The 13990-nt window shown below is 61.8% G+C and carries 15 protein-coding genes; 9 read left to right on the forward strand and 6 right to left on the reverse strand.

Annotated features, from left to right (window positions below; genetic code table 11):
- Positions 1–53: 53 nt before the first annotated feature.
- The 3 genes from AC1DIP_RS02535 (at position 54) to AC1DIP_RS02545 (ending at position 3941) form a co-directional block, all read left to right on the forward strand.
- A complete protein-coding gene (locus AC1DIP_RS02535) occupies positions 54–341 on the forward strand; it encodes a hypothetical protein (RefSeq protein ID WP_477732702.1) in 288 nt (95 codons plus the stop codon).
- Between the two features lie 342 nt (positions 342–683).
- Positions 684–899, forward strand: a complete 216-nt coding sequence (locus AC1DIP_RS02540) for a hypothetical protein (protein ID WP_477732703.1) — start codon at positions 684–686, stop codon at positions 897–899.
- Between the two features lie 1488 nt (positions 900–2387).
- Positions 2388–3941, forward strand: a complete 1554-nt coding sequence (locus tag AC1DIP_RS02545) for a hypothetical protein (RefSeq protein ID WP_477732704.1) — start codon at positions 2388–2390, stop codon at positions 3939–3941.
- Here the strand turns inward: AC1DIP_RS02545 and AC1DIP_RS02550 are convergent.
- Entirely contained in the window at positions 3938–4648 is a 711-nt protein-coding gene (locus AC1DIP_RS02550; protein ID WP_477732705.1) for a GIY-YIG nuclease family protein, read from the reverse strand. The two genes, AC1DIP_RS02545 and AC1DIP_RS02550, sit on opposite strands and share 4 nt — an antisense overlap.
- A gap of 134 nt (positions 4649–4782) precedes the next feature.
- On the opposite strand from AC1DIP_RS02550, the gene AC1DIP_RS02555 reads away from it, so the two are divergent.
- The 3 genes from AC1DIP_RS02555 (at position 4783) to AC1DIP_RS02565 (ending at position 7417) form a co-directional block, all read left to right on the forward strand.
- Positions 4783–5877 carry an HNH endonuclease gene (locus tag AC1DIP_RS02555; protein ID WP_477732706.1) on the forward strand — a complete coding sequence of 365 codons (1095 nt, stop codon included), beginning with the start codon at positions 4783–4785 and terminating at the stop codon, positions 5875–5877.
- A gap of 178 nt (positions 5878–6055) precedes the next feature.
- A complete protein-coding gene (locus tag AC1DIP_RS02560; protein WP_477732707.1) occupies positions 6056–6487 on the forward strand; it encodes a MarR family transcriptional regulator in 432 nt (143 codons plus the stop codon).
- 126 nt (positions 6488–6613) lie between these two features.
- On the forward strand, positions 6614–7417 hold the full coding sequence (locus AC1DIP_RS02565) for a zeta toxin family protein (protein WP_477732708.1): 804 nt from the start codon (positions 6614–6616) through the stop codon (positions 7415–7417).
- A gap of 820 nt (positions 7418–8237) precedes the next feature.
- On the opposite strand, the gene AC1DIP_RS02570 is transcribed toward AC1DIP_RS02565, so the two are convergent.
- From AC1DIP_RS02570 to AC1DIP_RS02590, 5 genes are all read right to left on the reverse strand, one after another.
- On the reverse strand, positions 8238–8564 hold the full coding sequence (locus AC1DIP_RS02570) for a hypothetical protein (RefSeq protein ID WP_477732709.1): 327 nt from the start codon (positions 8562–8564) through the stop codon (positions 8238–8240).
- 218 nt (positions 8565–8782) lie between these two features.
- The gene (locus AC1DIP_RS02575) at positions 8783–9043 is read right to left on the reverse strand and encodes a hypothetical protein (protein WP_477732710.1); all 261 of its coding nucleotides are present in this window, start codon (positions 9041–9043) and stop codon (positions 8783–8785) included.
- Positions 9044–9113: 70 nt separating this feature from the next.
- The gene (locus AC1DIP_RS02580) at positions 9114–9941 is read right to left on the reverse strand and encodes a hypothetical protein (protein ID WP_477732711.1); all 828 of its coding nucleotides are present in this window, start codon (positions 9939–9941) and stop codon (positions 9114–9116) included.
- The gene (locus tag AC1DIP_RS02585) at positions 9938–10306 is read right to left on the reverse strand and encodes a hypothetical protein (protein ID WP_477732712.1); all 369 of its coding nucleotides are present in this window, start codon (positions 10304–10306) and stop codon (positions 9938–9940) included. Before AC1DIP_RS02585 ends, AC1DIP_RS02580 begins: the two co-directional genes overlap by 4 nt.
- A 20-nt stretch (positions 10307–10326) precedes the next feature.
- Positions 10327–10542 (reverse strand): hypothetical protein, encoded by a 216-nt coding sequence (locus AC1DIP_RS02590; protein ID WP_477732713.1) that lies wholly within the window; start codon positions 10540–10542, stop codon positions 10327–10329.
- Positions 10543–11019: 477 nt separating this feature from the next.
- On the opposite strand from AC1DIP_RS02590, the gene AC1DIP_RS02595 reads away from it, so the two are divergent.
- The 3 genes from AC1DIP_RS02595 to AC1DIP_RS02605 all read left to right on the forward strand — a co-directional run bounded on the left by AC1DIP_RS02595 (position 11020) and on the right by AC1DIP_RS02605 (position 13986).
- Entirely contained in the window at positions 11020–11340 is a 321-nt protein-coding gene (locus tag AC1DIP_RS02595) for a hypothetical protein (protein ID WP_477732714.1), read from the forward strand.
- Between the two features lie 313 nt (positions 11341–11653).
- On the forward strand, positions 11654–12364 hold the full coding sequence (locus AC1DIP_RS02600) for a hypothetical protein (protein WP_477732715.1): 711 nt from the start codon (positions 11654–11656) through the stop codon (positions 12362–12364).
- 470 nt (positions 12365–12834) lie between these two features.
- The gene (locus AC1DIP_RS02605; RefSeq protein ID WP_477732716.1) at positions 12835–13986 is read left to right on the forward strand and encodes a hypothetical protein; all 1152 of its coding nucleotides are present in this window, start codon (positions 12835–12837) and stop codon (positions 13984–13986) included.
- Positions 13987–13990 lie beyond the last annotated feature (4 nt).

Consider the following 13990-nt stretch of genomic DNA (forward strand, 5'->3'; position numbering starts at 1 on the left):
GGCCCGTGAGACTGGACAGCGTGAAGAGTGACGAGCCGAGAAACCTGAGAGGGTTGGTCCAGACAAAAGACCTCGCGGACTTCATTGGCGCCTCTGAGGCCACGCTTCGGGTATGGCGGAAGCGGCAACAGGACTGGGTGGCCCGCGGCCGCCCCGCCTCAAGTGCCGTCTACACCCTCTTCCCCGACCCCGTCCGGGACCCGCAGAGCCCCGAGTCGGCCTTCCTGTTCAACGCTGCCCCGGTGTACGACCTGGGGGATGTAGTGCGCTTCCGTACCAGGCTGGAGGCGCATGCGTCGAATAGGGGCAATCCCAACTGGCGGCATTCGACCGGAGCCTAAGCGCCCGCCTTGTGCCACGGATGTGTTGATGGCATCGTGGATGGATGGAAACCAAGCCGAATCACCTCGAATCAGTACGTGGGCTACTTGACGCGCAGCGCGTGGCTGCGTACCTGGGGGTACCGCAGGCGACTATAAGATCCTGGGCGAAGCGGAAGTCGGATGGGGTTCCGGGAGTGCATCAGAAATTCCCGGCCCCGCTCGAGCAGAGGTTGGGTGGAACAGCCCTCTGGGACGAGCAGGAGATCCTCACCTTCAAGGAGGTCTTCGACAAGGAACCCAGGATGGGAAAGAGGGAAAGGAAAGATGCATCGGATACGTTGCGAAGTGTAGAGTCTGAGCATGGATAAGCCCACCGAACACCCCCAGATCATGACCAACGCCGAGGTCTCCGCGGTTATGAAGATCAGCCCGGCGACGACACGCTCCAGGATTCACCGCTCAACCCTCGGGAAGAGCAGCCCCTCATTCCCCGCCCCGCTCGGAAAAATAGCCGGCGCTTGGGTTTGGAACGGAGTGGAAGTCAGGCAGTTCGTCGCAGCCAGCGTGCCCCACTGATCCATCCACCCGCCCACGGACCCCCGGAACCAGTTCACTCTGGACCGGGGGTTTTCTTTGTTCCCAGGCTGCATCGGGGGATTGGATCCCACAGCCGTCACGCCCGGGCGAAGCGATTGGCGGGGCGAATCGTCCGTGGATGCGGTGTCCCCTTTTTGCATTTCATACCTTGCCCCTCCGGTAGGCCGTGCCGGGGTGCTGGAGGCGGCTGCGGACGGCCAGTCGCCACCGATCGGAACGCCCCGAGCGCCGCGGTCGGGTGGCACGGTCGCGCAGCCACACCTGCCCCCAGGGGGTCCGCCAAAGCCCGCAATAGGTGCGCCAGAAGCCCCTGAGGGCCTCCCCGTGACCCGGCGGCACCCCTGGGGCGTCTGAACATGTCCGGGGTCCGCAGAGGGGCTCCTAGCGCCTTACGTGACCGACCGGGGCTAACCCTCCTGGCTCACCTGGAACGGCATCTGTTGACCCCGTGAACGGTCCTTTATGGCGACCCCTCACGCGGGGTCACCTGCTGTCCTGGTGGTGGCCCGCGTGACCCGCCCCCGACCCGGTCCACTGGGCGCTCCCGGGCCCGCCATCCTCGCTGCCTGGACCGGTTCACCGGACCGCCCTTCCTGCCGGGTCAGATCACTCCGAATGAGCTGTCCTGAACTGGGTCACAGGCAACGGCCATGAACCGGTTCGTCGCCGCCAATTGAACCGGGTCGAGGGTGCGCCTGAGCCAGCTCAACCTGCATGTGTGATGGGCCTGGCGTGGCCGAGGCTACCTTGCTGCACGCCGGGTCACGAAGCGTTCTGAGCCGGGTCGACCACGCGGGGCACCCACGGGAAGGATGACCCGGTATTCGTTCAACCCCGCTCAGGGGTCAAACGCCACTGCTATGGATCGGCCGGCCACCTTATCGAGGAAGGGGCAGCCCGAGTGCGGATGTGCCCGCCTGGGAGGAAGACCAGGCCCGGACGGTGCGAGCCAGGAGCTAAGAGACAAACGTGAAGGAAGAACGAGAAGTGAACCATGGAGGTAACCGACCAGGAACCTTAAGGAGAAACAAGAAGATAACTAAACGGTCATCACGAAGCCTTCCGCACTGCTAGGTCCACTCAACGCTTACGCTCCGTTCCACGTCACGAACCCCTGCCAGCCGCAACGGAGGGCGAAGCCCGAAGTGAAGGTGGCAGCGTAACGCGAACCTGGCAGAACAACGCCCCGTAAAACGTAGAGCCGGCAAGGAGAAGACCAGGCGAAGAACGAGGGCGTCAAGAGCACCCGCCGTCTATCCGATGACCTCCGCGCAGTGCGTCCTGCCTCCGTGACGGACACGGTCCGCCATTGCGGCTTTCCCTTCTCCCGACGGCTCCTTCACACCCATCGCGGTCCATCCGACCCCTAGAGGGCCGTCCTCCAAAGCAACACGTGTGTTTCTTTAGCCTTACATATGCCGCTTAGTCGCTACGCTCCAGCGGCATAGAGGGTATAAACTAATTGTTATGAGTACGTTTCTATCGTCGGATCCCGCTCTAATCGAAGCCTTGGTCAAGAGCGCCTCCAGCTACCCCTCCACCCGGGCCACCCCTTCGGAGTTCGTCAAGGCCGTCGCAGTGCGTGCCTTCACGCTGGGACTGACCGAAAACGAACTGTGGCTCTTTCTGAAGAAGCAAACCGCTTCCCATCCCGGTCTCTCCGAACTGCTGGCAAATCGCTCCGCGTACCGTCGCATCGTTTCGTCCTGCCGCGCAGCGGCCCGTTCTTCTTCTCCTGCGGCGGCGGCCGACAACAGCCTCAAGACGGCCCGGCTTACTCTTGGCCGGATCCTCTCCCCGACGCAGATGGTCGAGGTGTGGCAGGAGGCTGCATCGGATGGGGAGGCGCCCGAGTCAAAGTTGGTTCCCATGCTGACGCCGGCGAGGCAGATCCGGGCCAGGGCGACCCTGGCGATTCTCTGCGTGGAGCAGCTGAAATCCATTCAGGGCGAGAAAGGTTGGAACACCGTCATGGTTTCCTATCCGTGGCTGGCGCTGCGGATGGGCGCCTCTTGGCCCACGGCGAAAGCGGCCCTCGGTGACCTGTTGGACTTGGGCTGGATTCATAAGGTCGGAGGCCATCGGCCGGACTCGGCCGGACGGTTCAAGATCAGCGGCCGGCTCACCCGTGAGCAGGGTCAGGTGGTCTCGAACCCGCACCTTTACACGGCTATCGGGTCACTTGCTGGGCTCACCGATGAACCGGCTCAAACCGCGGTCCTGACCCGGTCAGTGACCCACCCGGCATGGTCCTACGGGGATGACCCTATTGGGTTCAGGAACTGGCTCGTGGCCCTGGCGCATTCTGGCGGCGTTGACCCGGTTCAGTTGGGGGTTCAGACCCGGTCCATGGCCCCGTCCAGAAGGGCCCTGACCCTGGCCGGTTTGGACTCCCTGGTCAAGCCTGCGATAGGGGACACCACCGCATTTGCGGACCGGCTCAGGGAATGGGCTCAAAAGACAGGTTCATTTGATGCCGCAGCCCAGGCCAAGGATGCCTACGAAGAGCGCGCCGCGGAGCGAACCGATGAGCTGGCAACGACCCGTGCCATCCGGGACCAGGCCAAGGTCGATGTCGAGGCCTCCCTTGGTCCGGCGACGAACATCCCGAAGGCGGGGTCGGCGCGGGATCGGACGAACGCCTGGCTTAGGGGTGCGACCGAGATCATGAGCCGGAAGTTGCTCTCCGACGCCCAGGCCAAGTCCATGGAAAAGGAGCTCGTCCGCAGGTTCAAAGCCCGCGGATACGAAGGGGACACTGTAACTAAGCTGGCCGGGATTGTCCTTGGCGCTGCCGGTTCCCTGATCGGCTCCGATGAGTCGATCCCTGCAGCCTCCGAAGATCCGGCCACCAAACAGGAATGGCTCCGGAGCATGGTGCAGAAGCTGGACGGTCGGCCGATGGCAGCTGAGGTACGGGCCGCCGCGGGCAAGGAGTTGACCGCCAAACTGAAGCGCCGCGGCTTCGAGAAGGAGAAGGCAGCCCAGCTGACGCGTGTCATCCTCCAGGCAGCAGCCTAAGGGGACACCATCGCGGACGACTGGAAGATCCAATCCACGATCGCCCTTACCTCACTGGGATTGGTCCTGAACCACTCGGTGCCCGGGGCGTCCTCAATTTGCTGCCCCCGGTAAAAGAGAACTGACTGCATGAGACGTTCCAGCTTGAGCGGAGTGTCTGTTCTCCGGATGTAAGCGACCACCGGTTCCTCGGGCATGACCGTCCCCTGCTGGTCAGAGATGCGGATTGATGCGCGGCCGAGAGAGGTCATTCCGATCTTGATCGGCCACCTCTCATCACCCTTCAGATCAGCCAGCTCCTTGTAGCACGGGAAATAGTAGGCGTAGACACTACCGCTGCCTTCCCCCTCGACGATGGCGTCCGCAGAAACCTTCAGCTCCTCCGAGTCGTCCTCAGGGCCCAGCTCAATAGACGCCTCGGCCAGTGGCTCCGGAACAACGAGCCAGCGCCAAATCCCATAAGCGCGGGTAGCCTCGATCAAGCCGTCCCGGGCCATATTGGAAAGGGCTTTTTTGGCTGCCGCGGTAGGGTCCGCGTTCCCGTCAATTCCCCCGTTTGTGCGGTGATATTCCTGGACCGCTGCGACTAGCTCAGATCGACGGAACATGGGCTTGGGCATCACTGTTGGAGCGAGTTCTGCAATGACCTTCGGTGTTAAGGGGAGGTCCGCGTAAGGGTAGGTTTCGCTCTGTTCCAAGTCGGTCATGCCGTGCCCCCTGCGATCGATGTTGATTCGTTGATGCTACTGGCCACCTCAGCCCGGCGCCCGGCAGTGGCTTGGGCCTGGACATAAAAGGGACACCACCTGATAAGTTCAGCCAGCGGACCGAGGGGGATTCAGTGGCACATCAGCGCATCTACAAGCCATGCGAGCAATGCGGCGAAACCTTCACTATGAAAGGCAAGCAGACGGTTGCGCGGCAGAAGCTGGCCCGTTTTTGTTCGGTAGCGTGCCGTACCGCCGCCGGCCGACGTGACGTTGTCTGCGAAAACTGCGGAACCACCTTCAATCTGAAGGCCAACCTGGCAACGGACCGACACTTCTGCAGCCGAAGGTGCATGTTCGCGGCCTGGGGCTGCGCCGTATGTTCGAAGATCCGCCCCGAAGAACGGCGGGCAGTCGCCGACCCGTTCTGTTCAGACCGTTGTTCTCTCACCCGTCAGCTCGAGGAGCTCAAGGACAAGACAGGTGAGTCGCTGGCCCCGTGCCGGGTTTGCCGGCGCATCCTGCCTGAGGAGCAGTTCACCCGGGAACGGAAGAACCGCAACGGGCTCTCCAATGAGTGCAAGGCGTGCAGCCGCAGCTACTACGAGCAGAACAAAGACGCCTACCGGCGCCGACGCTACGGTTACCAGGCGTCTCCCGGAGGCATCTTGGTCGAGTTCACCCCGGCTCAGAAGGCGGCGAGGTTCGCGATGTGGGGTGGCCGCTGCTGGATGTGCGGCATCGCCGGAGCCACGGAGGATGACCACGTCAAGCCAATCTCCAGGGGAGGGTCCCACTGCCTTTCAAACCTCCGGCCGATCTGCAAGTCGTGCAACAACTCCAAAGGCGCCGCCTGGCCGCTGGCATCCGCCAAGCTGCGAGCCAATTTCACCCATCACGCCCCTAGAGATGGGTGGGCAGGGGACGAGGTAACTCCTCGCGAACCGCGGCGCCCGTGGACATGCCCTCAATGCGGGGAAACCTCCCTGGTCCGTGCGCATGTGGCTCGCACACAAAAGTTCTGTTCACGCGAGTGCGCCATAGCTGCCAGGGAAGCAAAAACCCTGGAGAAGACCTGCTTGAACGTGCTCTGCGGCAAGACGTTTGTGGTCCCAGACCAAAAATGGGCCCGCGGCCGGAAATTCTGCTCCATCGACTGCGCCTGGGTCGCACGGGACCGGCCGGCCCATTGGAAAGGGGTCTCCGAGGGGCAGACAGCGTTGTTCTGACACGCGGTTGCGGACAGCCCGCGTGACACCCTTGGGGGGACGTAGAAACGACGCGATTGAGCCATCCCGGCGGCTGCAGGTGTCATGGATTTCACAGGCCCAGGGGCTTCTGTGGCTCGAGTCACAGGGGTACCGTAGGGCTATACAAAATGTATAAGTGACTAAGGAGGGGTACTTAATGCAGACAATCAACGACCAGCTGGCCCAGGCCTTCGCCAATCGGGAGCTGAATCGGATCGACCTCCTGCGCGCCTGCGCAAGGGCCAACGACGAGGGCCTTTCCCAGCAGGAGATAGCCCGCCGACTGGCCATCTCTCAGCCGGAAGTCAGCCGCATCCTCAAGAAGATCAAAAACTTCCCTGACCTACTGAACCGAACCCCGCGAGAAGTCATTCTGGATTTTCATGCTGAACGGCTAAGCCACGAGGCCATGATGAAAGAGCTCATCGACTGGCGCTACACACTTTCGGAAGATGCCGAACCAGGAAACCCAGAGGGCGCACTGACCGGCGGAGACTGGGATCAGATTGTCGACGCCGTCCATCGCGACCTGATCGACATGGCCGACTACGAGGAGTTGCTCCACCGCGTGCATCCAACGGCCGCGTAGATGGATGAACCTACGCTGCGCCGAGTCGAAGCTGAGCTGAATGCTCTGACCGCAACGGGTGCCGAGCTGCACCGAAACTCGGCTCTGGCGACATACCTTCCAGGGGCCGCTATCAGTACGGAACGTATGCGCTTCCAGAGGCGCCTTCTCGACGAACTATTCGATGAGGGCAGGGGGGACATTGGAACCGACGGGCTTGCAGCCTTGGTAACTGCAGGCCCGCCAGGTGCCGGCAAATCCACACTGGTCAAGAACCTCAATCTCGCCGGCGAGGGCTGGCGTGTCATTGACGCTGACGACATCAAGCTCCGGTTGCTCCATGCCGCGGTACAGGACGGCATATTCGAGCACGTCTTGGCCCGGACACTGGCGGACGGCCACCGGATCATGCCCAACGAGCTTTCGTCGCTGGTGCACAACGAATCGGTCCTCTTGGCGGATGAACTCATTGGAAGATCCCTGGGGTATCACGAGAATGTCGTCATCGAAGGAACACTCTCCTGGGAGGGGCTGCCGCGAAAGTATTCCCGTCTCCTTGAACTCAACGATTACGAGACTGTGAAGATCGTCGACGTAGAAGTTGACTGCGCGACCGCCTTGGAACAGGCCTTTATCCGGTGGTCCGAAGGGCGCATCCGGGAGATCCGCGGAGGGGACGGCATGGGCGGACGCTTCACTCCCCGGGAAGCCATCGCTTCGCTCTACGATTCGACTGGGCGGTTCAGCCGTTGCAACCGGAACGCGGTCGATTTCTTCAACAGCGATACCGTCACTGGGTTCAGCGAAATCGAGCTGCTAGTCACCACGGACCCCCAGGCGGAGAACCCCGTTAGCTACAAAAGGACCGTTGGGAAGTACACGGGCAGCGTGCCCCAGTACCTCCAGGACAGCGTGCACCAAGCAATGGCCAAGGGGACCCCGGGCCCGTAGGTTTCGGCCGTTTGAGCCCAAGCTGATAACCGTGCAATGAAGGTCCGGCTTAGGGGACACCACTCCTGCTGCGAGGCACCTCCTGGCCAAGGCTTGGAATGGTCGTCGGATGCCTCATGAGGAATTGCATCCCTCTTACTGTCCTAAGGGGTTCGAACCGCCTATTCTTGGCGCTTAGATAGCGTTCAGGCGCGTCACAGTTTCGAATTTGGGGGAAAAATTACAAACGAAGGTCGTGAGCCTGGTTGGTACGCCGCAAGTCCCCGCAGCAACCTCGCATATCACTGGTCCGGTGAATCGTGGTCTAAGCCCGTGCCCCGGAGTGAATTCGGTCCCGGTACGGCCATCACTATCGACCCCACGACGGGAGGTCCAGCCTCGGGCCCTCACGCACTGCCACCTGCGCCCAAAAAACGGCTGCAGATAGGCCCAGGTATGGGGTGCCTGCTAGTTCTCATTGGACTGGGTGTGATCATCGCGCTAATAACGTGGGTGTCGTCATTCTTTTCCGCACAGAGTCACCCTCAAAAAACCGAGGCGAACGGCCTGGACACATGTAAGGAATTGGTCTCCCACCAAAGTGGGGGAAGTGGTACAACCTCGGTCCAGGGGAGTGTTCTGATGGGGGATACCTACAAAGCAACGATCGGTGTTGCAGGTTTCTCAAAGGCCTACATGTTTGAGTGCCGTCTGGTGTGGAATGGCAGTGGATGGACCAAAGACGTATTGAGTGGACACGAAATGAAGGTGCCTTAAACTGAAGGATCCCCTTCTTAGGCCGGCGTCCGACAAATGCCAGTGCCAGCTCACAACGCATGGACTAGCACTGAGGCTTTCCTAGGGTTTTTCTGGCTTCGGCGATGATGTCAGCATCGACCTTGCGCAGTCCACGGCTGGTGCGGAGCTGATCCAGCAACGCGAAGCCGACGTCACGCCTGTCCGGACGATCGTCCAGAGCCATATCCAAGCCCCGCTGGATACGACCCCAAGGCTCGTGCTCCCTGGACTCAATCAGATACCAGACAGCAAAGGCAGTGACGATCAGAGGCAGCGCCAACGTCGCCAGGGCAGCAGCGATCTGCCACCACTCGGTGGGGTCCGAGTGGACCACCACGTCGATTCGATCCAGTCCGTTGTAGAGGGGCATGCCATCAGATTAAGGCCCAGGTGTCCAGTAGAGTTACCCCGGTTGTGAGAAACAGGTGAACAACCCGGGCGTTCCTGTTGCGGCCGGACCAGTGGCATGCCGGTGGTCCGGCGGGAGCGTCCAGGAGAGGGCCGGCAGGACGTCCTGCCGGCCCTCTCTGCACGTCTACCCAAAATGTGAACGTGGTTGCCAGGCGTGGAAGGGACACTCATACCCGTCTAGGCCGCCAAGAGGTACTCGGCAGTGAAGGATCCCGTGCAGCCGGTGGCAACGAGATCATTCACTAGGTCGTGCCGGTCCAGGGCCAGGGCGATTGTTACAGCGCGGGCAACTCCGGGGTGCTCGTCGTCACCGTCCAGTTCATACACCTTAGGGTCTGCCTTGATGGCCTCGATCGTGGCGCGGACCATTGCAACCCGCACGGCACGGGCAGACTCCCGGATTACCGGATAGGGGACACCGTTCTGCAGCATGCTCATCAGGGCCGGGCTCTCGGCCGCGGGGGAGGCCAGGAGAGCGGCATAGACATCCTCATTGAATGGTGGTGGTCTAGCCGCTTGGAAGCGCCTTCTCCAGCTGGGAGATGGCGTAGCCGGAGCGCACCCGCCTTAGCTTGCGTTCCTTCCCCGACGCGCTCTGGCCCGAACGGGCCCTGCGCTCTGAGGCGGCCTGGTCCTCGACTGTCTCGACCAGGCCGCGTTGGACACGGCGCTTCAAGGTATCCGGTGCAAGCCCCATCATCAGGGCGAAATCGGCCAACGAAATGGTCTCCCTGGATTCCAGGAACGCCTCCGTTACAGGGTCCCCCGCGCCGGCGGGAGAATCATCGCCGAGGGCTCGCTTGACCTCGGCCAGGCTCAGCGAAGGGATGGCCGAGAAGGCATCCGCTGGCGGCCAGGAAGGTTCCTGTGCCGCTAAGTAATCAGCGACTTCCAGTGACTTGGCCCGACGTCCGCCCCGCTTGGACTCGGGGTCCGGCTCCAGTCCGAAGGGCAAAGTGCCGGCAGCGTGGCGGGCGTTCACCACGGCCGGGGCAACCCCCAGGATTCGGGCAACCTGGGCAGTGCTGACCCATCGGCCGCCGGAGAGAACTTCCACAGCGCACTCGCCCGATCCCGTAGGGGACACGGAAACCTCCGGCACCCCCTCTCGGTGGGCCTTCACGACCGCCTCGTACTGCTTCTGCGTCAGATGGGGACGGCGCCGCAGTTCTGCGATGACGTCCGCGCGGGCCACCACGTTGTAGCGCCCCTGCTTATGAATGGGTACGGGAAAACGCCCCTTGGATGCCAAGACCCCGGCGGAGCCTGGCGAGTAGCCCAAGGCGACGGCTGCCGCGGCAAGGGGGATTAGGTCGGGTGTGGTCTGGGTACTCATGGTCGTGCCCTCTTTGCCTCAGTGCTGCTGTATTTTTTGGTGATCTTGAGGAATTCGTCTTCCACCTGCGCGTCCTCGAATTTCTGCTGAAGGGTCTTGAGGCCGCGCTCCATGACTGCAAGCTGGGCAGCGATGCAGTAGCTGCGGTCGACGGCGAAGCTGTGCTTCATCCACCGGTAGCGTGCGGTGTAGAAGAGGACGGGGCCCCAGACCTTGTCGGGGATGAGGTGGACTCTGTATCCGGTGAGCAGTTCGAAGAGCTCGTTGTACGATTCCGCGACCATAGGGTGTCGCTGGATATGGACGGTCTTCTCTTCTTCGGTCAGTGAGTGGAACCGGCCGAAAGGGGATTGGGCGTTGCGCATAGGTTCTTCTTTCCTTGAGGTCAGGCGACCAGGGGGAGCGTGGAGGCGCCCTCAGAGATCGCGTAGTAGGTGGCCGTGTCCGCCAGGTCAGCCCAGCGTTCTCGGTTGCTTCGGGTGACTTCGGCCTGGGCGTCATCGGAGGAGGCATAGTCCGTGACGTCGACCAGGACCTCATGGGGCTCATCGGCGTGCAGGATGTACAGCTCGTCCGCCCAATGTTTCATCTCGATCTGCACGGCATATTGGACTAACTGCAGCCAGTAGGCCCTTCGGCCCTCTGGAAGCTCCCCGAGACCGCCGGCGAAGGCGGTCAGCGATGCGGCTGGCCCCGCCTGTGCCTGTCCGTCCGCCCACTACTCCGCTTAGGCCTCCCGCAGGAGATCGGTTGTGCCCGATGCTGCGATACGCGCCGGGGCTCCGGGGTCCGAGAGTGCTAGCAAGGTCTTGGTGTGGCCGGCCGACCCGGTGCCGAGAGTTGAGGCAGGGAAGTTCAGGACAGTCATGGCTGCTCTTTCCGGGTCGGTCGGTGACGCTGATCTATGCAGGTCTGAGCCTGCCTCTGCCGGGTATGTTCCTAACTTGCAATAAGTCTAGCACGTATCATCGTATATCAGGAGCAGATCCTCGTTTCAGATTCCGCTCCGCAAATTACTGGCCGGAGCGGAACCTTCGAAACGGCAGCCCGCGAATTCAGCCACCGGTGTGAGTCTGCTGTGCCAGGGGTTACGGTCCTGGAAAATGAGTTCCTGACCCGCCGGACATCCATTGTGGTCGACCCGCAAACGGGCGCCACCGAGCGGGAGAAGCTCGTCCGGTTGTACGCAGGCACAAACGAACTGGCACGGCCGGACCACTTTGCCTCCGCGTACATGGGGAAGCACTATGACCACGGGCATACCGAGATCCTCTCCATGGGCATGGAATCGCTGTTCGCCGGAACTCATGGCGGACTGATCGGGGTGAACGCGCACGATGCCGATCCGGAGATGAGGAACTTTATCCTGGGGACCTTGGCCACTGCTGGGCGGTCGTAAGCCGCGGAAGTGGTGGTCAGTCTCCTCTGCGGTAAAGTCCCGTACGTACTGGTAACTGGTAGTGGTACCAGGCGAACACACGGGCCTTTTCTCCTGGCAGGGAGCGGGCCCAAGAAGGAAGGCCGGCGGATTATCCTGCCGGCCTTCCTTTTTATCGTCTAGGTGCCTGCTCCGAACCTCGCATCGCATGGCGAACCGACCTGCAGCAGAAGGGGTGTGGACCACTTCAATGTGGTTAGGGCGGCGACCGGGGGGACTTGTGCTCCTGACCGGCCCCACGTCCATGGATGTCCGTTCGATGTAAGTTTGCATCATGGAAAATCATGACGAAGAACAAATCAAGGGCGATCCCCCCAGCGTTCCCGAAGAGCTCCGGGAGGAGGTGACGGACTGGCTGACCGATGTCTTGAATAAGCTTGCCCAGCGCAACATCAGCCCGCAGGAGGCCAAGGACCTGATCGAGAACATCATCGACGAGGGCAAGGTCCAGTTCTTCGCAGGCGCCATTGAGCCCGACCCCGAGGGTGGTTACCAGAGCTACGCTTCCCCATTGACACAGCTTCAGGCTGCTGTCTGGGTCGCGGAGACGGCCGAGGTCCTTGTCCATGTCTATGCCCAGGCGGCCAGTGCGGACGGGTATACCTGGAATCAGATTGCCGAAGCCGCCGGGCTCAAGTCGGGACAGGCGGCTTACTACAAGTGGGGCAGGGGCAAGAGCAAAGAGCTCGTCGATGCGTTCGCGGAGAACGTGAATGAAGCAAATGCTCCCTGGATGGAAAATACCCCTTGGAGGCCGACGGCCGTGCCCCTCAGCATGCTTGTCCCGCACACAACCGACGGGCCAAAGGCTGCCCCGGTGGAGGTGCGCTGGAAGACTGCAGCGGCGCTCGGTCGAGATCTTGGTAAGGACCCGCGGACCATCCGCGAGATGGCGGCGCGCGGCGAACTGGAGACCCAGAAGCGACCGCCGGGCAAGGACGGCAGGGTCCGGGACCTGTTCCGGGTCAAACACCCTGAGGCTTGAGGCTTCTGCCTACCGTTCTGCCTACCTTCCCTACCTTGGCCTACTTTCGAAAGTAGGCAGATCCGAAGGGCAAATTCCCCGGATTCTAGGGGTTTTTGGGGTCTTGGGAGGTGTGATCCTACCTTCCCTACCCTTTTTTGAGAAAACACCTTGGAGAATCCCAGAACACTCACTTGCCCCTTATGGGAGAGAGTTTCCCGGAGAAAGGTAGGGAAGGTAGGGCGGGCGGCCGCGCTCAGGCAAAATCCGCGCCGTTACTGGGATCCCGGGGCATGAATGACCCTACTCTTCGTCCCGGAGCCTGCGTAGGCAGGGTAGGGAAGGTAGGCTCCGCTGCCGGTATTCGTGTCGGTTCATCAAGATTCCTTGTTTGAAATGTAGGTTTCTGTCTGTCTTTCTGATATTGTGTTGCTTGTAGTCGTAAAGGATTATCAAAACGACCAGCAGCGCATCACGAGAAAGAGGACTCCATGGACTTGGACGCCTGGCGGCTCCAATACGAAACCCTGTATGGGCGCCACCTGCGGGCTGGACACTATGACGGCGCACTCATCGGCATCTCCACCCCCGGCAACTGGGCCGGCTACAAGCTGAAGCTCCAGGACACCGACGCCATCGAGGCGCTTCTGACAAAGCTGGACAAGCAGAGCAAGGACATCTACTTCCGGGTCGCCCCGCTGCAGGCCGGCACCTACCGCTCTGACGAGCGCGCCGGTGCTGAGCGCAACGTCAGCCTCCCCTGCTTCTGGAATGACGGCGACACCGAAGACGGCGTGCACAAGCCGTTCCGCGGCGAGTTCAAAGGATTTCCCCACCCGACCACCAGCCAGATGCTTGAGATGATCGAGGAAGTCCTCCCCGCTTCGATGATCATCGGCTCAGGAGGCGGCGCTCACCCCTACTGGGAACTCGAGCAGCCGGCAGAGCAGCCCATCGGCACTTCTCACTCGACGGCACTCCTGCTGGCCAGGTTCGAGTACTTCTGGAAGGCCGAAGCCCGGAAGCGCGGCTTCGGTGTGGATACGGGGATTGCCTCCGATACCGCCAGGATCCTTCGGGTCGCCGGCTCCCGCAACTTCAAGCGCGAGGGCGATCCGAAGCCGGTCACCATCCTGAGCAAGAGCGATGTGATCTATACGGTCGAGCAGCTGGATGCGATCCTGCCGCAGATCCCCAAGGTCACCGTCAAGAAGACCGTAGCGAACACGCCCCGCCCTACCGACGGACGCACGAGCAACAAGTGGTCGGCAAAGGTCCCCGTGTCCTTCCTGATGGAGGAAGTGTGGGGCATGACCACCGGGGACGACGAAGACTCGGAGTACCGCCGGTGGGTGTATCCGCGGGAGGACGGAACCTCCTCGGGAACCGACAGGCACGCCAAGACCTTCACCTCTGAGAGGGGCGTGGAGTATGTCGTCGCCTACGGCGGCCGGATCCAGGACGAATGGGGCGTCGACAGCTTCCGTCAGTCGCTGACCTCCTGGGACCTGCTGCTGACGATCTTGGGCGGCGACCTGTCGATGGCCCGGTTCATCGCCGAAGCTTTCACAAAACCGTCAGACGACCTGGTTGAAAACCTGGTCACAGCTCTCGAATCCCGCGATACCGCAGCCGCCGTCTAGGAAT

It is taken from the genome of Pseudarthrobacter sp. 05T312, assembly GCF_056396685.1.